We start from the raw sequence: 17660 nt of genomic DNA on the forward strand, positions 1-17660 counted from the left end.
GATCGCACACCTGTCGCGACACTCCGCCGTCCCGGCCCACGCCGCCCGTCAACGCTCGAGACGCGCCAGCGCCTGCCCGATCGCGTGCTGGAACGCCTGCCAGTTCGCGTCGGACGCCTGCGCCCCGACCGCGCGCTCCATCGCCGCGCACGCGTCGCTCGCGGCGGTGTCGCCCGCCAACGCAAAACCGCCACGCATCGAATGCAGCTCGACGCCGATCGTCGCCAGGTCGCGACGCGCAAGCGCAGCGTCGATCGACGCCATCGATTGCAGCGTGGCCGTACGCAGCGTTTCGCGAATCTCGTCCGACATCGCCGGCGGCTCGTCGCGCCGCGCCGGTTCGCGCCCGGCCGGTGCATGCTCGCCCGCGCCGGCATGCCGCCTCAGGACGGCGTCGAGCACCGCAATCGCCAGCGGCTTGAGCACGACTTCCGCAACGCCAACCTGCTCGCAGCGTCGATAGTCTTCCTCGGTCGCGTAGGCGGTCATCGCAATGACCGGCACGCGCGTATGCTGCTCGCGCAGGAAATTGGCGAGCGCGTAGCCGTCGAGTTCCGGCATGCCGAGATCGGTCAGCACGACGTCGAACGGCGCGCCGAAGAACGCGCGCATCGCTTCGATGCCGTTCGTCACGATCGTCGCGTCGTGCTGAAGCAATTCGAGCTGGTCGCGCAGCAGCGCGCGGCTCGCCGGGTGATCCTCCGCCACCAGGACGCGCATCGGCCGCGCATCGGCATGCGGCGTCGCGTCGACCGCGAACGCGTCGCGAGCCGGCTCCGCGCCGCGCCAGCCGCGCGGCGCCTCCGGCAGCGGCAACGCGACCAGCACCGTCGTGCCTTCGCCCGCCGTGCTGTCGACCGTCAGCTCGCCGTGCATCAGACGCGCGAGGCGGCGGCACAGCGGCAGCCCGAGGCCGGTGCCGCCGAAGCGGCGGTAGATCGACGTGTCGGCCTGGAGGTAGACGTCGAACAGGGTCGGCAGGTTGTCGGCCGGGATCCCGATCCCCGTATCGGTCACGCGAATCTCGACGCAGCGCGGCCCCGCGTCCGGCGACGACAGTTGCGCGTCGATCGTCACGCTGCCGCGTTCGGTGAACTTGATCGCGTTGTCGATCAGGTTCGACACGATCTGGCGCAACCGCACCGGGTCGCCGACATGGCCGTCGGACAGCGCCGGCGCGATCCGGCTCGCGAGCGTCAGGCCCTTCGCGTCCGCGAGCGGACGATAGAACGCAACGACATCGCGCAGCATGTCGCCGACGTCGAACGGGATGCGCTCGATCGTCATCTGGTTCGACTCGGCCTTCGACAGGTCCAGCACGTCGTTGATGATGCGCAGCAGCGCGTCCGACGACGACGCGACCGTCTCCAGCCGCCGCCGCTCCGTCGGCGCGAGCGGCGCGCGCCCCATCAGTTCGAGATTGCCGATGATCGCGTTGAGCGGCGTGCGGATTTCATGACTCATCGTCGCGAGAAAGGTCGACTTGGCCTTGTTCGCGTATTCGGCCGCCGCGCGCGCTTCCTGCAGCTTCTGCTCCGTCTGCCGGCGCGCGGTGATGTCGAGCAGCGTGCACAGCAGCGCGTCGACGCCACGGTATCGGGTTCGCATGATGTTCGCCGCCACATATGCGCTATCCGGCCGGTCGGGATCGATCGCCAGTTCGCACCTGACGACGCGCGCGCTGCCGCCGCCGTCGCGGCGGTCGCGACCGTCACGATACGCGTGCCACAGACGCTTGCCGAGCGGCGTGCCGGTCGCCTGCTCGTCGTAGCGGGCCATCGTGTCGTTACGCACGATCACGTCGCCGTCGGCCAGCGATACCAGCGCGAGGCCCGCCGGCGCGGTACGGATCAGCATGCGATTCAACGACTCGCTTTCGATCAGCCGGATCGCGCGACGATACGCCGGACGCAGCGCGCGGAGGTCGAACGCCCAGATGGTCAGCCACAACGCAGCGAGCGCGAACAGCGCGGTGCCGGCGGTGGCGCCGAGCGACGGCGCCAGCGCGGTGGCGATGCTTCGCCACGAAAACGTCGTCATCAGCACGAGATCGGATTCGGGCAAGCGATCGCTGATCACGAAGCGCGTGCCGATCCGGTGCAGGCCTGCATGTCCACCCTGCGGATCGCCGGCGAACGCGAGTGCGCGCTCGACCAGCGCCGCATCGGCCGGCTGCCCGATCGCGACCGTGCCGTGACGATCGATCAGCGCGTGCGTCTCGTCGACATGGTCCGGCGTCATCAGCTCGCCGACTCGCGCCCGCGTATTGATCACGAGCCACGCGACCGGTTGCCCCGCCGCATCGAGCACCGGGCGCGTCAGCCGCAGCACCGAACGCCCGAGCAGCGGATCGCTGCGCGTCGTCAGCGTCGCGTCGTCGCGCCCATCGACGGAGCGCAGCGCCACGCCTTCGCCGCGGCGCGGACGCACGTCGCGCAGCAGCGCGTGCACGTCGATGGCCGGCAGCCGGTCGAACGCGCGGCCCACCGGCGTGAGGCCGACGATGCCGATGAAGTCCTGGTTCGCGCAGGCCAGATATGCGCTCAATCCGGCGTTGGCCGTGTGCGGCATCGGCACCACCATCACGTCCGCCTGCCCGGTCAACAAGGCAAGGCACGCCGCATAGCTGCCGGCGGGATGATCGGGCGTGATGTCGGCCAACGCCGCGACCGACGGCTGGCCGGTGCGGCTGCGAACGATCATCCGGCCGTTCGTGTCGGTGAACTGGCGCAACTGATCGGGCGTGGGGCGCGCGCCGGCGCTCGCGAACATCTCCATGCTGTCCACGTGATGCGTCAGCAGTACGTTCGCAATCTGAAGTTCGGCATGCAGTTCGGCCTCGCGCCCGAGAAACGCCGAGCGCGACCGTGCGAGGAAGTCGTACACGTCGAGCAACGCGACCAGCGTCGCGCAGGCCACGATGAAGACGGTCACCGCCACGCCGCCGCCATACAGCAGCGAGCGCTGCTGCCGACGGACGCGGGCCGGCTCGAATCGCTTCCCGCTCGCGGCGCCGTCGTGCGCGGCAAGCAGCTTCAGTTTGGTCGGCATACGATCGATTGTCCTGGACGCTCGGCGTCCCGTCGCGCGGCGCGCACGTTGCGCGGGACGCTGTCGCGCGCCGCCGCCGGGCGGCCCGGCATGCGGGCAGGCGCGCGCCTTCGTCGAAGCGGGGCGAGCGCGCGGCGCATGCGTTACGCGCCGTCGTCCGGCATGTCCGCGGACGGGTCGACCGGCAGCCGGCCCTCGTCCGCGTAACGGATCAGGTCGGCGTCGCGCACGATGCCGAGTTTCTTCATCGCGCTCGCCTTCTGCGAGCTGATCGTCTGCTTGCTGCGATGCAGCTGCGTGGCGATCTCGCCGACGGTCAGGCCGGCGCTGTACAGGCGAACCACCTCGATTTCCCGAGTCGTCAGCGGACGCTCGATCGCCGGCGAGCCGGTGCTTTCGAGCAGCTGCTTGATGTGCGGCGACTGATAGTCGGCGCCGACGAATGCGGCGTGCACGGCGCCGACCAGATGGGAGATCGCGTCCGACTTGCTCAGGATGCAGCCGACGCCCTGCCGGCGGATCGCATGCAGCACGCTCGGATTGTCGATCATCGTGATCGTCACGATGCGCAGCGCGGGATAACGGCGCTGCAGGAACGACAGCAGCACGAGCCCGTCGCCGAACTTCCCGCCCGGCATCACGAAGTCGAGCACCAGCACGTCGCTCGGATGCTCTTCCAGCGCCGCGACGAGATCCGTCGAGTTGGATACGGTGCCGACAAGCCGGATCGTGCTGCTCTCCGCGAGCGCCTTCGACATGCCGATCGCGGACGATGGATGGTCGTCCGCCACCATCACCCGCACAAAGAATTCATCCATGGTCCTTGTTCTCCCCGACCTTTCGATTATGCGCCCGCTCGGCGCCGCGACGTGCAATGCAGCCTCCGGCGCTCGCTCGTCCTGTCACAGGCCAAGCTCGCCAATCCGATGCATCGGTCAGGCAAGCACGATGTAATTTTAAGACAATAACATCGGTGAACTCGTTTGCGCGCGCGACACGCGCGCGCGGTCCGGGCCCCGGCCATCGGCCCTGTTGCTGATGCGACATGCCGCGGATCGCCGCAACGCACGTCGATTTGCGCCGCGACATGCATTTGCGACGCATCGCGTCACGCGCGACTGCGCTTCCGACACGCGGTCGGCCCGCCTGCGAGCCAATCGACGCCGCCGCGCATCCAACCCGCGCTACTGCCTGCGCGCGCCTGTCAGCGCGTTCGCTTCCGCACGATCAATGCCCGCCCGGATCCTCGCGGCGCTCGTCTCGCCTGTGCTCCGCGACCAGCTTCCACTCGTCGATCGCCTGCCGCTTCTGCAATGGCGACATGATCAAGAATTCGTTGATCCTCGCCAGAAAGTCTCGTCGGGACTTTTCAGGAAGCGTGGCGAAATCGAGCAGCAGCGCGAAGACCTTCTCCATGTGACGCACTGTCTTTCCCCTCTTCACCCAAAATAATCCACGCCGCACGCGCGTTGCGGCGCAGGCCTGCCTTCGATACCTCGGACACCCGGTTACGGCGCCGGGCCGCATCGCTGCGTGTCGCGCGACACCGCCATGCGACAGCCGCGCGCGATCCTGTTGTTGTTTTGGCGGCTACGTCTGCATGGCGGCGCCGCCGACGTGCCTGCCGCTGTGATGCGCCACGCTCGTCAGCACACCGCGCAAACGCGCGAGCGTCACGGGCTTGGTCAGCACGCATTCCACGCCGGCAGCCGCATAGCCGCGCGCGTCGTCAGGCATCAGATGCGACGTCACGATCACGACGTCGCACGACACGTGCCGCAGACGAGCGGTCTGCGCGAGCACGACCGCCTTCATGTCGGGAAGATCGGTGCCGATCAGCAGCAGATCCCATTCGTCCGCATCGAGCAGGTCGAGCGCCGTGCGGCCCAGCCCGGCAACGCGGACCGTACAGCCGAGTACGTCGAGCTGTTCGCGCAGGATCGTGCCGTTGACCGAGGCGTCGTCGGCCAGCAGCACGCGCAGCGCGGCGGAACTCGCGACGGCGGCAGCCGGTGCCGCGACTTCGCGCGGCCCGGCAAGCGGCGCCGGCGTATCGGCCAGCGTTTGTCCGAGTGCGACGTGCAGGCCGTGAAGCGCGTAGCTGGACATGCGGATCGTGCGGCCGGCGCGTACCGGCTCCAGCGGACCGTCGGGCGTCGCCAGCACGAGCGGCGCGCCGCCGCCCAGCCGGTCGAGCGCGTCGCGCGACCATGCATCGGCGTCGCCGAACAGCACGATGGCGGCCGCATGCGCATGGCGCGCGGCCGGGATCTGCCACGGACATTCGTAGACGTCCACGTCGAAACCCCATGCGGACAGGTGCGGCAGCGCGAACTGCCGCCACTCCGGCTGCGGCGCGACGAGCAGCAGCGTACCGGCGTCGCGCGCGACGCGCGCGCCGAACGGCTCGATGCCGAGCCCGAGCGGCACGCGCACCGTGAAGCAACTGCCCGCGCCCGGTGCGCTCGTCACCGAGATCCGCCCGCCCATCGCCGTGACGAGCCGGTCGCACAGCGCCAGCCCGAGGCCCGTGCCGCCGTACCGGCGCGTGATCGTCGCATCGACTTGCGAAAACGCCTTGAAGAGCTTGTGGAGATCCGCACCGCCGATGCCGATGCCGGTATCCTCGACCGCGATCGCGAGCTCGGCCGCGCCGCATTCGCCGCGCACGACCAGCACGCGCGCAGTCACATGACCCTGCGCGGTGAACTTGATCGCGTTGCTCAGCAGGTTGCCGAACACCTGCGCGAGCCGCGTCGGGTCGCCGCGCATCCGCTGCGTGCGGCTCGCGGCAATCTCGCAGAACAACGACAGCCCTTTCGCCTTCGCGACCGGCGCGAACGCGCCGAGCTCGCGCGCGATCACGCCCATCACGTCGAACTCGATCGATTCCACCGACATCGCGCCGGCCTCGATCTTCGAGAAATCGAGGATCCCGCTGACGAGCTCCAGCAGCCCCGCCGCCGCGGTGCGCAGCGTGCGCACGCGGCTGCGCTGCGACAGGTCGAGCGCATGACGGTCGAGCAGTTCGAGATTGCCGAGAATCACGTTGAGCGGCGTACGGATCTCGTGGCTCATCGCGGCCAGGAACGACGACTTCGCCGCATTCGCGGAATCGGCCGCGCGCACGGCTTCCTCGAGTTGCCGGACCAGTTGCCGCTTCGCGGTCACGTCGACGACCGCGACGATCAGCACGTCGCGCTCCTGGTAGCGCGCGCCGCATGCGATCACTTCGAGGTGCAGCGGCGCGGCGTCGGCGGCGGCGTCCGGCAGCACGAGATCGACCTGCAGCGGCCCGCTCGACGCGCGCGTGCGGTATTGCTCGACGATCTGTCCGGACAGCGCGCGATAGTCGCTGCCCAGCTGCGCGATCCGCTCGGCCAGCACCGGACTGACGAGCATGAAATGACCGTCGGCGCGCGAGATCAGCCCGAGACCGATCGGCGCCATCTCGATCACGCTACGGCACAGCGACTCGCTGTCGAACACGCGCTGCGAACGCGCATAGACGGGTGCGAGCATGCGATGGTGGAAACGCACGAGCAGCGTCCACATGATCGCGATCGTCAGCAGCGACGCGCCGAGCAGCAAACCCGCGCGCAGCGCGACGTTCGCGATCACGTCGGCCCACGACAGCGCATAGGCGAGCGTCCAGCCGGTATTGTCGAGCTTGCCGCGGAACAGCACGTGGCCGTCGCGAAACACCGGCTCGTCCGTGCTCGCCAGATCGCGCGATGCGTCGAGACGCAGCAGCCGCGTGATTCGCGCGTCGTCCTGTGCGATGCCGGGGCCGGTGGCCACAAGCCGGTTGTCGGACGTTGTCACGAAGAACATGCCGTCGGCCGGATGCGCGGGCAGCCACGACAGCAGGTAGTCCGGCGCGTATTCGGTGACGAGCACCGCGAACGGCTCGCCGTCGATCTGCGCCTGCGCGGCGAGCCGGATCCGCAACTCGCCGGACAGCGGGTCGACGAACGGCGGCAGCCAGCGCACGTGCGGACGACCGTGCCCGGCGCTCGACGGCTGATCCTCGAAGTCGACGCGCAATGCGTCCATCGCGCGGGCGCGCCCTTCCGGCGTCAGCAGCGCCGCGTCGTCGGTACGGGCATCCGGCACCAGCGCGAAAACGCCCGTCTGCGTGCTGTAGTGATAGCCGATCAGCGCATAGCCGCGATTGATCGAGCTGGCCGCGCAGATGCGCGCGAGCAGCACCGACAGCGACAGGTAGCGCGCAACCTCGCGCCGGTCGGCGGTCTGCCCCGGCACACCGAACACGACCGACGGATACGGGCTGATCGCGATCTGCTGGTCGTTGTCGTAGAACGTATCGACGATGCCTTGCGGCGCGTGATCGATGTCGCGCCAGATCAGCTGCGCATTGGATACGCCGTTGCGAAACGACGTCTCGCTGACCTTGATTTCGTTCAGCGTCTGCACGAGGCCGGCCAGATAGTTGCGCCGCTCGCCGTCGAGATAGCCGTAGACGATCGACGCCATCCCGAGTGCGCAGGCAATCAGGATGAGGACCGTCACGACAATTCCGCCGCCGAACATCGAGATGCTCTGGTAACGCCGGATCGATTGAAGCGAACTGTAAGGCATGGCGCAGGACGACGACGCATCGGCCCCCGGATGGCAAACCTATCCGGGGGCCGATGCATCGCATGAACGAAACCGTACAAAGATGGAAACGGTTCGATCATGCCAAACGGTCCTGCGAAAATCAGTTCAATACGAACGATTTAGTACATGTCCAATATGCTCTGGCTATTGTTTTGAACTTGACCGAGATTTTGGGCGTGAAATCGCGCAGTCCCGCGAGCGATCGACAAGACAGCGTCCCAATCGACGGCGGGCCGGCGCCAGTCCGGCATCCACAGGCAAGCGGCGCGCCGCACGGGTTTGCGCCCGCTCAGTTCTGCGTGAGCGGATTCAGCGTCGTGCACAGGAAGCCCGAGCAGTTGCTCGCGTTGAAGTAGAACGACGCCGTCACGAACGGCACCACCGTGCCGAACGACAGATCGCCGAAATAGGCGTTGCCGTTCGCGCCCTGGCCGTTCGCCTGCTGCACGAAGTCCGCGGCCGTCCCCTGGAGCGCGGCCGACTGATACGTGAAGGTCGGCGACTGCGTCTGGTCCTTCACGTAGACCGACGAGATCGTGGTGCCGAACAGCATGTCGCCCTTCGCGCGATAGCCTTTCGCGCCCTCGCTGTTGGCTTGCGCGACGAAGCCGTCGACGGTCGTCTGCGGCGCCAGCGTATCGTAGGTATAGGTCGCACCCGACGCGTTGTTCTTCATGTATACGTTCGCCTGCACCGTCCCCACCATCATCGGACCGAAGAACCAGTAGCCCGACTGGCCCTGGCCGTTCGCCTGCGCGAGGAACGCGGCCGGATCGGCCGGCAGCGCCGTCGTCACGTACGAATACGTGGCCGGCGACCCGCCGTCCTTCCGATACAGATAGCCGTACGAGTACGGCCCTTCGTAGCGGTAGCCGTTCGCGCCCTGCGCATTGGCCTGGGTGACGAAGCTCGTCATGTCGGCCGGGTTGGACTGCAGCTGGTATGTGTAGGTCGGTGCGGTGCCGTCGTTCACGAAGATCGAACGCACCTCGCCGTTGGGCGGCGAGTATGCGCCGTCTCCCAGATAGCGGTAGCCCTTCGCGCCTTCGGCATTGAGGAGCGTCAGGAAGCTCGCCGCATCCGACGCAAGCGGCTGCGCCTCGTAGCGCAGCGTCAGCGTGCTGCCGCCCGTGCTGCCCGTGCCGCCGGTACCTCCGGTCCCGCCCGTCCCACCGGTTCCTCCGCTCCCGCCGCTGCCCCCGCTACCGATACCGCCGCTTCCGCCGGTGCTGCCCGTGCCCGATCCGTTGCCGGCTGATGCGGCCGGAGACGAACTGTCGTCGCCGCCGCAGGCGGTCAGTGCCAGACAGGTCAGCGCGATCAATGCAACGGCTTTCATCGGAATTCCCTCCTCGAAACGAACCGGACGAACGAAGCCGGTGCGCGCGGACGGAGCCGCGCGCACGGGCCGTGGTGGATCGGAAATCGGCACGACCGGCGGCCGCGCCGCCGGCCGGCGTACGTCAGTTGACCTGCAGCTGGCCGCCGCGGCCGAGGCCGCCCTTGACGTCCTGCGCCTTGTAGCTGCGCAGTGCGACGACCATCTTGTTCCATGCGTCGATGAACGCGACGACGGTCGCCTTGCCTTCCGGCGTCGTCGAGAAGCCTGCGAGCGCGCCGCCCACGCCGCCGCCGAGACCACCGAGCGCCGCGCCGTAGTTGGTGGCCGTCGAACTGCCTTCGGCCGCCGCGATCTGCACCGCCGAGCGCACGTCGAACAGCGTCAGCGTGACGACCGACGCCTTCGTCTGCAGGTGGCCGGCGACCGCCGCGACCGCGCTGTTGCCGATCAGGCCGCCGATCATGCTGCCGATGCCGCCGATCGGCGAATCGTTGACCACGATCTGCGGTTCCATGTAGTAGTCGGCCGCGACGCGCTGGCCCTTCTGCTGCTTCGAGCCCGCGCGGTATTCGCCCGAGTTGCGCTGCATCTGCGTGATCCGCGACAGGCGCGAGTCGGTCTTCTGGTTGCCGATCGACGTGATCACGAAGCAGTTCGACTGCTGGACGGCCAGGCGCAGCAGCGGATCGATGCTCGTCACCTTGGTCGCGCTGCCGAACGGGCCCCACCAGTCGGCATTGCGGCCGTCATCGACGGCGATCGTGCCGAGCGGCGACGTGCAGCGCTGCAGCCCCGAATCGGCGCCGGCGCTCGCGCCGCCCGCGGCGGCACCGGTCACGCCGAGGCTCTGGCCGCCGGGCGACACCATGCCGCCACAGCCGGCCAGCGATGCGGAAAACGCTGCGGCCAGCGCAGCTTGGGTAAGACGTCGGGAAAGAGTGGTCTTCATTGTCGTTATCGATCGAAAGAGTCGTTGTTCGGCTTATGGGTTCATGCGAACGTCGATAAGCCCCCCGGGCATGGCGCGCGATGGCGGTCTCCTCGCAGCGGCCCCCGTTGCTTCCGGTCCGGTCAGTAGCCGTACCAGTAAGTCTGGTGCCAGGCGCCGTAATACGGATAGCCCGAATACCAGTAGCCGTAGTAGACGTCGCGCCACTGCGTGCGCCACTTCCAGTCGTCTTCGTCGGCCTTCTTTTCGTTGCGCGCGAGCTCGAGCAGCTTCTTCGATTCCTTGTCGCCGCGGGCCGCCGCGATCGACAGCCACTTGTCCGCCTCGCGCGGATCGGAGCCCATTTCCTCGAGACCGAACAGATAGAAACTGCCGAGCGCCTTCTGCGCGTTCAGGTCGCCGCGCTCGGCGGCGTCGCGCATCCACTTGATCGCTTGATAGCTGTCCTGACGAACGCCGTCGCCACGAAAATAGCGCAGGCCGAGATCGTACGCGGCCTTCGGCTGCGTCTTCGCAGTCTGCTTGAGTGCGGCGATACGCGGATCTTCGCGGTCTTCCGAATCGTCCCTTTTTTGGTAGGAGACCTGATCTTTAGGTCGATCGGAACAACCGGTGTCGTCACAGATCCGCACCGTGCTGCTGGTGACGGACGGATCCTGCGCGCACGCGGCCAGCAGCAACAGCAGCCCCGGTGCGAGTAAACGGCGATACATTGGTGCTTTCCTCTAGTTTTATTGGCGCCGCAATTCTTCGAGCTATCCACACCCCCGTGAGCTCGCACCCGGCTTGCGCGCGGCGCGGCGAATTCGATCCGCCTGCGCCGACACGCATTCCAAGGCTCTCTCAGGTTCTCTCTTCGAATCGTTCTGTCACTGTGTTGCTGCCGCTTTTCGCCGTGCCGGCTCTCCCCAGCTGCGATCTCCAAACATGACGCGACAAACAATAGTGACGTGGTGAGCAATAATAATGGAGAAAAATGACATGTCAAGGTGATTCGCTGTTTCAAAGTTTGCGTAGTACGTCACTTTTGAATATGCTCTTCCTCGCCAAAACCCCTGGAGACCCGATCGAGATGCCCAACAGCGAGCAGGCCAACGTCGACCTCATCACCGCCACCAAGGTGCGCGACCTTCTGAACCGGAACGGCATCCCGCCGCGCAGTCACAACACGACGATCGCGAACGTGCTCGGGCTGAGTTTCTCGGTCGTCACGCGCAAGATGAAAGGCCTGATCCCGTGGAACCTGTCGCAGCTGCAGGACATCGCGACGCATTTCGGCGTGCCGCCCGCGATCCTGCTCGACGACAAGGGCGCGCAGCCGGCCGCCGCCGAGATGATCGACGCGACCTTCGTGATCGAATCGCGGCGCTTTCGCTGCCGGGCCGCGATCTCGACGAAGGCCAGCAGCCAGATCGAGACGGACTTCGTCGCGCTGCAGTGGCAGGGCGAATGGATCGTCACCGAACGGCAGCACGCGCGCGAAGGGCGCACCTATCCGGTCGACGTCGTCGAGCTGCGTTCGAGCCAGCCGAACGTGTACGCGGCGCGGATCGCCGTGGTCGACGATTCGCCGGACGTGGCCGAGACCGTATGCGAGTACTTCATCGAGAAAGGCGTGAACGCGATTCCGTACCATGACGGCGAAACGTTCCGCAAGGCGCTGGAAGTCGAGGATTTCGACGGCTACATCCTCGACTGGATGCTCGGCGACCAGACGGCCGCCGACCTCGTGCGCGGGATCCGCTCGAGCGAGAACAGCGGCGCGCCGATCTTCCTGCTGACCGGCAAGATTTCGACCGGCGAGGCAAGCGAGGACGAGATCGCGCACATCGTGTCGCACTACAACGCGCGCTGCGAGGAAAAGCCGGTACGGCTGCCGATCCTGTTCGCCGAAGTCGCGCGCGAGCTGAAGATCGCGGTGCCGGCCGCGACGGCGATCGGCTGAAGCCGGAACAACGACATTCACCACACGACCGAGGAAAAGACATGCGAGTCTCGACGACCTGGATCAAGCACCTGATGGCGGTCTGCCTGCTCGGCATCGCCGCTGCGTCGTGGGCGGCGCCGTTTACGTTCACCGTCGACGGCAAGATCGGCAAGAGCAACCAGCCCGGCAAGGCCGTGTATGTCTTTTCCGAACAGGCGCTGATGGCGCTGCCGCAGCATTCGATCACGACCTCGACGAGCTGGACGCCGAAGGCGACCTTCACCGGCCCGCGGCTGTCCGACGTGCTGAAGACCGTCGGCGCGCACGGCACGAAGATCGAATTCCGCTGCATCGACGAATACACGTTCACGATTCCCGCATCCGACGCCGACCGCTACGGCGTGATTCTCGCGCGCACGATGAACGGCAAGGTGCTCGGCAACGACAACTACGGCCCGCTGTGGATCATGTATCCGCGCGACCAGTTTCCCGATGAGCTGAAGACGCCGCTCGGCGAAGCGAAGTTCGCGTGGCAGATCATCGGCCTGACCGTGAAATGAAGCGCGGGCGATGGCGCAATAGAAAAATCATCCTGGTCCTGGGATCCGTCTGGCTCCTGGGATTCGCCGCCTGGGCGTTCCTGCTGTGGGACCTGCTCGCGACCTCGGTCAACGAGGGTGTGCTCGAAGGGCCGCGCGAAGGCGTGTTCTGGACCGCGTCGCAATACCGGAACGTCTATACGCGGTTCGACCGGCAGCTGATCCTGTACGCGACGCGCCAGGACGACGACTTCGACCACGTGCAGATGCAGCTCGACAGCCTGTCGGTATCGTTCGGCTTCCTGCAGCGCCCGTCCGAAGTGTCCGAATACTGGCTGCGCATTCCGAGGGCGCGCGCCGAAATCGCGACGCTCGGCGAATTCATGACGTACCTGAAACACGACGTGCCGCTGCTGCGCGACGCCCCGCAAAACGCGCCGCGCGTGATCGCCGAGGTCGACGCGTACTGGCCGAAGGTCAACGGCCTCGCGAACTACTTCCGCGCGATCGAGATGGCGCAGCGCGACTTCACGTTCCATCAGCTGAAGGCCAAGCAGCGCGCGATCCTGATTCTCGGCAGCGTCCTCGGCGTGCTGCTGTGCGTGCTGTTCCTGCTGCTGTTCTATACGATGCGCACGCGCGACAACCTGCTCGACCGGCAGAACGCGGCGCTCGACGCGGAACGCAAGGCGTCCGACCGCGCGTTCGAGATGATCGAGGCGAAGAACGCGTTCCTCGGCATGGTCAGCCATGAACTGCGCACGCCGCTGCAGGCGATCTGCGGATCGATCGAGATCCTGCTCGCGCGCCCGCAGTCGGACGCGAACCTGAAAACGATCAGGCGGCTGCAGAATTCCGCGTCGTCGCTCGAAGCGCTCGTCAAGGATCTGACCGACTACATCAAGCTGCGCTCGACCAAGCGGCTCGCCGAAACGGAACCGGTCGGCGTCGCCGCGCTGCTCGGCGAGGTGCTCGACCCGTTCCGCGAGAAGATCGACGCGCAGCGGATCGCCGTCACGTCGCATGTCGCGCCGTACGATCTCGCGATCCGCTCCGATCGCAAGCTGCTGCGGCAGATCCTCGCGAACCTGATCGAGAATGCGGTCAAGTACACGCGCGGCGGCACGGTCGCCGTGTCGATCGCGCTCGCCGACGCGCCGGCCGGCCGGCAGTTGAAGATCGCCGTGCGCGATACGGGCGTCGGCATCGCGAAGCAGCATCTGTCGAAGATCTTCGAACCGTTCTACCGCGCGAACGATGCGGCCGGACTGAGCGTCGACGGCATCGGGATGGGGCTCGCCGTCGTGCGCGAAATCGTCACGACGCTGCGCGGGCATGTGGAGGTGCGCAGTGTCGTCGGCGAAGGCAGCGAGTTCGTCGTGACGCTGCCGGTCGAGGTGCCCGACTTCGGCGAGACGCCCGGCGAAACGCCCGCGCTGCCGGACGCCCCTGCGCAGCGCCACCGACGCGCGCTCGTCGTCGACGACAACGACAACGCGCGCGAAACGCTCGGCGCGATGCTGGCGGCGCTCGGTATCGAAGCCGATCTGTGCGGCACCGGGCACGAAGGCGTCGCGCGCGTCGGCGACGAAGGCTACGACCTCGTCGTGCTGGACCTGGAACTGCCGGACCTGAGCGGCTTCGACGTCGCGCGCCGGATTCGCGCGGCGGCCCGGCCCGCAGACGCGCACGCGCCGACGATCCTCGGCGTCAGCGCGTATGAATCGGCCGCGCTGCGCGACAACAGCCAGGTGTTCGACGCGTTCCTGCCGAAGCCCGTGCATCTGCGCGAACTCGGCGCGCTCGTCGAGAAGCTGCTCGGTTGAGCGTGCCGGCCGTTCGCCGCTCGTTCACTCGCCGATCAGATGCAGCACGATGTCGCGCCGGTGCGCGGCGCGGCGATGCTCGAACAGGTAGATCCCCTGCCAGGTGCCGAGCACCATGCGCCCGTGCTCGACCGGAATCGACAACTGCACCTGCGTGAGCGCCGTGCGCAAATGCGCGGGCATGTCGTCGGGGCCTTCGGTGTCGTGCTCGTAGCGGGTGGCGTCCTCGGGCGCGAGCGTCGCGAAGTAGCGTTCGAGATCGCGCTGCACCGACGGATCCGCGTTCTCCTGGATCAGCAGCGATGCGGACGTGTGGCGGCAGAACACCGTCAGCAGGCCCGTGCGGATCGCCTGCTGGTCGACGAATGCGCGCACCTGCGCCGTGAATTCGACGAGGCCGCTGCCGCGCGTGTCGACACCGATATGCGTGATCGCCTGTTGCATGCGCGTCACCTCAGGCCAGCGCGGCGAAGCCGTCGGCCTCGATCTGCCGCGCATCGGCCGGACGCACGACGCGCGCGACTTCGACGCCATCGCGCAGGAACACCAGCGTCGGCCACAGCTTCACGCCGAACGAGCGGCCGAGCGGGCGGCCGGGGCCGTCCTCGATCTTCAGGTGACGCACAGCGGGATGCGCGGCGAACGACTCGACGATCGACGGCTGCGCGCCCGCGCAGATGCCGCACCAGTTCGCGCCGAATTCGATGACGGTTGCGCCGGCGAGCGCGTCGACTTCCGCGCGCGTGGGCGCGTCTTCCGTATAGCGTTGCGGAGTGTGCATCGGGGGTCCTCGTGTACCGTTCATGAACCTGGCCGCGTCGTGCCGGAAGACGCGGCCTGCGATCTCCTACTGTAGCGGAAAAGCACGCATGACGCCGGCTCTCGGCCGATCGGCCGAGGGACGCGCGCGCCGGCCGTATCGCCGCGCCCGATCGGATAAGATACGGCCCGACCTTTATCGAACCGACGGAGTGTTTTCAGTGATTCGACCGACCGCAGTCTTCAAGGACAATCTCGCGCAACTGCCGGCCATCGACGGCATCGCCCGCATCGATCTCGTCGGCGCCAACGGCGACGTGGTCGCCAGCATCGAGAACCAGCCCGGCAAGCAGGGTTCGCTGGCGGTGTACAACTACCTGAAGCAGGCGTTCGGCACGCTCGACGCGAAAGCCGCCGAGCATGGCCTCGCGGTGTTCGCCGAACACACGGCGGACGCGCGCAATCGTCCCGGTGCGCACCCGAACGTCGATCGGCTGCTCGCGATCGTCGCGGGCGGCGAAGCGCTGCGCATCGACGTCGTCGCGAAGGCGTAAGCGACGGGCCAGCGCCGCGCTCCACGCGCGCGGGCCCGCGTGACAACTGTGCAGCGACGCGCGATATGATCGGACCTTCGCCGATCGCTCCGGAGACTTGCACGTGTTCCGCTTCCCTGCCCCGCCTTCCGCCCGCCGCGTTGCATCGATTGCCGTGCTGGCATGCGCGACGTTCGGCGGCGCAGCGTCGGCCGACACGCTGCACACGGCGTCGGATATCGCCGGCATCGCGCTGACACCGCTCGGCGCGCTGCCGCGCTCGCCCGAGAACGGTTCGGTCGACGATTTCTGCGCGCAGTATCCGGAGAAGAAACTGTCGGCAGCCGGACGCGAAGTCGCGAAGCGCGGCTGGATCGTCACGTCCGAAGCGCCGCTCGGCCGCTATCGGGTCGTCTCGTTCGTCAGCGGGATGACGCCCGGGACGAGCGCGATCTGCTTTGCGCGCAACGCGAACCTCGCGATCTTCAGTGGCACCGAACTGGTCGCGCTCGCGTATACGCCGCGCTCGGCCAAGCGCAGCCTCGGCACCGTCGACGTGCTTGAAAACGGCGCGTTGCTGATCCAGGGCGGTGACGGCCCGGGCGCGCCGCTTGCCGAACTGCATGAAGAAAATGGCGGATTCCGCATCACCGCGATCGCCGCCGAACGCACGTTCTGCCACGGCCGCGCGGTCGTGCCGAACGTATACGGGAAGCCGCTCGACACCGCGCGCAAAACGCTGATCGCACACGGCTGGCAACCGCTTCGCGCGCGCCGCAAACCGGACGACAGCGACGGCGCCGCCACGCTGATGAAACACGGCATCGTCGAAGTCTATGGGTGTTCGGGCACCGGCATGGGCTACTGCTCGTTCAACTATCGCAGCCCGGCGGGCGTGCTCGGCACGATCACGATGGGCGGCGAACCGGACAGACCGTCGCTGAATACCGTCATCGACTACGGCGTCACGTGCAGCAAGCCGTGACGCGCCTGTCGTTTTCGGAGCGCAGCGCGGATCGCTCGCGCGCGCCGCGGCCCGACCACGGCTCGATCGCCGTGCAGATCCTCGTGCTCGCGACAGTGCTCAACCTGATCGGGCTCGTCGTGAACGGCGCGGTGATCCTCTCTGCGAGCCGGCTGAGCCAGCGGCTCGGCGCGCGACGCCGTCCGTCGAAGCGGCCGCAATACCTGCTCGGCACGGTGTTCGTCGGGCTCGCAGCCCGGCTCGCAGTGGCCGGACGCAACTGATCGTCTTCCCGTCCCGCGTACGCGGACAAACCTGATATCCATTCGGACGACTGGCCGGATCTGGATCGACCGCCAACAATCAGGTTCACGCGCCGTCAACGAAGCACCGGAGCAACATCCCGCGTTTCCGGTGCATCCCGCCCCTCTACCAGGCCGCCCGCGCCATCGGCGCGACGGCACTGCTACTTGCATGGAGATAACACATTTGTTACTGTGCGAACCAGCGTTTTGAAATCCGGTTCTTCAGCGAGCGTGTCGAGGCAGGCATTTTTGCTTTACCGAAGACGTTGATCGCGCGGTTCTTCGCACTGGCCGACCGGATGGAACGGTACGGCCCGAATCTGGGTGAGCCTCACACCAGCACGATGGGCGACGGGTTGTATGAAATGCGCCTGAAGGGGGCGGAAGGCATCGCCCGTGTGTTTTACTGCGCAGTCGTCGGCGAGCAGATCGTCATGCTTCACTGCTTCGTGAAGAAGGCCCCGAAAACGCCGTTGAAAGAGCTGGATACCGCGCGCCGCCGATTGAAGGAGATTCGAGATGGCAACCTATAAGGCACTGCGCGAACGCGCGCTGGCCGATCCGAAGGTACACGCCGAGTATCAGCGCTTGAACCGCGAGGAATTCGCGCTGCTCGATGCGATGCTTGCCGCGCGGCGAGCCGCCGGTCTGTCTCAAGCCGACGTTGCGGAGCGCATGGGCACGAAGGCGCCGGCCGTCACGCGACTCGAACGCTCGCTTGCGACAGGCCAGCACTCGCCGTCGGTCGAAACGCTGCGCAAGTATGCGGCCGCCTGCGGCAAGAAACTCGTGATCACTTTCGCCTGAGTCGCCCCGAACCTCGTACCGCCATCGGCCGGCCT

Annotated in this window: 16 protein-coding genes and 1 pseudogene; 8 read left to right on the forward strand and 9 right to left on the reverse strand. The window is 67.2% G+C overall.

The features are described from left to right. Positions 1-48: 48 nt before the first annotated feature. The 7 genes from BST28156_RS27970 to BST28156_RS28000 all read right to left on the reverse strand — a co-directional run bounded on the left by BST28156_RS27970 (position 49) and on the right by BST28156_RS28000 (position 10678). Entirely contained in the window at positions 49-3051 is a 3003-nt protein-coding gene (locus BST28156_RS27970; RefSeq protein WP_174903927.1) for a hybrid sensor histidine kinase/response regulator, read from the reverse strand. Between the two features lie 143 nt (positions 3052-3194). Beyond that, on the reverse strand, positions 3195-3869 hold the full coding sequence (locus BST28156_RS27975) for a response regulator (RefSeq protein ID WP_040130583.1): 675 nt from the start codon (positions 3867-3869) through the stop codon (positions 3195-3197). Between the two features lie 409 nt (positions 3870-4278). Next, positions 4279-4476: a hypothetical protein gene (locus BST28156_RS27980; RefSeq protein WP_059516354.1), complete on the reverse strand. Its 198-nt coding sequence runs from the start codon at positions 4474-4476 to the stop codon at positions 4279-4281. Positions 4477-4641: 165 nt separating this feature from the next. After that, entirely contained in the window at positions 4642-7653 is a 3012-nt protein-coding gene (locus BST28156_RS27985; RefSeq protein WP_174903928.1) for an ATP-binding protein, read from the reverse strand. A 310-nt stretch (positions 7654-7963) separates the two neighbouring features. Continuing rightward, complete coding sequence (locus BST28156_RS27990; RefSeq protein ID WP_174903929.1) at positions 7964-9013, reverse strand: hypothetical protein; 1050 nt, start codon at positions 9011-9013, stop codon at positions 7964-7966. 124 nt (positions 9014-9137) lie between these two features. Next, positions 9138-9965, reverse strand: coding sequence for a hypothetical protein (locus BST28156_RS27995; protein WP_060247190.1), 828 nt, complete (start codon positions 9963-9965; stop codon positions 9138-9140). Positions 9966-10087: 122 nt separating this feature from the next. Beyond that, positions 10088-10678, reverse strand: coding sequence for a tetratricopeptide repeat protein (locus tag BST28156_RS28000; RefSeq protein ID WP_174903930.1), 591 nt, complete (start codon positions 10676-10678; stop codon positions 10088-10090). 359 nt (positions 10679-11037) lie between these two features. Between BST28156_RS28000 and BST28156_RS28005 the strand changes: the two genes are divergently transcribed. From BST28156_RS28005 to atsR, 3 genes are read left to right on the forward strand one after another with little or no spacing between them, the layout of a single operon-like run. After that, positions 11038-11910: a response regulator gene (locus tag BST28156_RS28005; protein ID WP_174903931.1), complete on the forward strand. Its 873-nt coding sequence runs from the start codon at positions 11038-11040 to the stop codon at positions 11908-11910. 41 nt (positions 11911-11951) lie between these two features. Then, positions 11952-12452, forward strand: a complete 501-nt coding sequence (locus BST28156_RS28010) for a putative pterin-binding protein (RefSeq protein ID WP_174903932.1) — start codon at positions 11952-11954, stop codon at positions 12450-12452. After that, entirely contained in the window at positions 12449-14257 is a 1809-nt protein-coding gene (gene atsR, locus BST28156_RS28015) for a hybrid sensor histidine kinase/response regulator AtsR (protein ID WP_174903933.1), read from the forward strand. The genes BST28156_RS28010 and atsR overlap by 4 nt, the downstream gene beginning before the upstream one ends. A 24-nt stretch (positions 14258-14281) precedes the next feature. Here the strand turns inward: atsR and BST28156_RS28020 are convergent, their stop codons facing one another. Continuing rightward, positions 14282-14701: a secondary thiamine-phosphate synthase enzyme YjbQ gene (locus BST28156_RS28020; RefSeq protein ID WP_009691384.1), complete on the reverse strand. Its 420-nt coding sequence runs from the start codon at positions 14699-14701 to the stop codon at positions 14282-14284. Positions 14702-14711: 10 nt separating this feature from the next. Then, positions 14712-15038, reverse strand: a complete 327-nt coding sequence (locus BST28156_RS28025) for a thioredoxin family protein (protein ID WP_060247201.1) — start codon at positions 15036-15038, stop codon at positions 14712-14714. Positions 15039-15237: 199 nt separating this feature from the next. On the opposite strand from BST28156_RS28025, the gene BST28156_RS28030 reads away from it, so the two are divergent. From BST28156_RS28030 to BST28156_RS28050, 5 genes and pseudogenes are all read left to right on the forward strand, one after another. Continuing rightward, positions 15238-15570, forward strand: coding sequence for a DUF2322 family protein (locus tag BST28156_RS28030; RefSeq protein WP_174903934.1), 333 nt, complete (start codon positions 15238-15240; stop codon positions 15568-15570). A 103-nt stretch (positions 15571-15673) separates the two neighbouring features. Next, positions 15674-16534 (forward strand): PASTA domain-containing protein, encoded by an 861-nt coding sequence (locus BST28156_RS28035; RefSeq protein ID WP_174903935.1) that lies wholly within the window; start codon positions 15674-15676, stop codon positions 16532-16534. Positions 16535-16581: 47 nt separating this feature from the next. Further along, a pseudogene (locus BST28156_RS28040) lies at positions 16582-16797 on the forward strand (LysE family translocator); the annotation flags it as partial. A 266-nt stretch (positions 16798-17063) separates the two neighbouring features. Next, positions 17064-17351 (forward strand): type II toxin-antitoxin system RelE/ParE family toxin, encoded by a 288-nt coding sequence (locus BST28156_RS28045; RefSeq protein ID WP_279611181.1) that lies wholly within the window; start codon positions 17064-17066, stop codon positions 17349-17351. Continuing rightward, a complete protein-coding gene (locus tag BST28156_RS28050; protein ID WP_060247210.1) occupies positions 17338-17625 on the forward strand; it encodes a helix-turn-helix domain-containing protein in 288 nt (95 codons plus the stop codon). The genes BST28156_RS28045 and BST28156_RS28050 overlap by 14 nt, the downstream gene beginning before the upstream one ends. The last annotated feature ends 35 nt before the right edge of the window (positions 17626-17660 follow it).

Source organism: Burkholderia pseudomultivorans (assembly GCF_902499075.1).
Lineage (GTDB): Bacteria > Pseudomonadota > Gammaproteobacteria > Burkholderiales > Burkholderiaceae > Burkholderia > Burkholderia pseudomultivorans.

Coding starts and splice junctions, on each gene's coding strand:
- atsR (WP_174903933.1), top strand. CDS start 12,449: ATGAAGCGCGGGCGATGGCGCAATAGAAAAATCATCCTGGTCCTGGGA.
- BST28156_RS27975 (WP_040130583.1), bottom strand. CDS start 3,869: ATGGATGAATTCTTTGTGCGGGTGATGGTGGCGGACGACCATCCATCG.
- BST28156_RS28005 (WP_174903931.1), top strand. CDS start 11,038: ATGCCCAACAGCGAGCAGGCCAACGTCGACCTCATCACCGCCACCAAG.
- BST28156_RS28020 (WP_009691384.1), bottom strand. CDS start 14,701: ATGCAACAGGCGATCACGCATATCGGTGTCGACACGCGCGGCAGCGGC.
- BST28156_RS28010 (WP_174903932.1), top strand. CDS start 11,952: ATGCGAGTCTCGACGACCTGGATCAAGCACCTGATGGCGGTCTGCCTG.
- BST28156_RS28050 (WP_060247210.1), top strand. CDS start 17,338: ATGGCAACCTATAAGGCACTGCGCGAACGCGCGCTGGCCGATCCGAAG.
- BST28156_RS27995 (WP_060247190.1), bottom strand. CDS start 9,965: ATGAAGACCACTCTTTCCCGACGTCTTACCCAAGCTGCGCTGGCCGCA.
- BST28156_RS27970 (WP_174903927.1), bottom strand. CDS start 3,051: ATGCCGACCAAACTGAAGCTGCTTGCCGCGCACGACGGCGCCGCGAGC.
- BST28156_RS27990 (WP_174903929.1), bottom strand. CDS start 9,013: ATGAAAGCCGTTGCATTGATCGCGCTGACCTGTCTGGCACTGACCGCC.
- BST28156_RS28025 (WP_060247201.1), bottom strand. CDS start 15,038: ATGCACACTCCGCAACGCTATACGGAAGACGCGCCCACGCGCGCGGAA.
- BST28156_RS27985 (WP_174903928.1), bottom strand. CDS start 7,653: ATGCCTTACAGTTCGCTTCAATCGATCCGGCGTTACCAGAGCATCTCG.
- BST28156_RS28000 (WP_174903930.1), bottom strand. CDS start 10,678: ATGTATCGCCGTTTACTCGCACCGGGGCTGCTGTTGCTGCTGGCCGCG.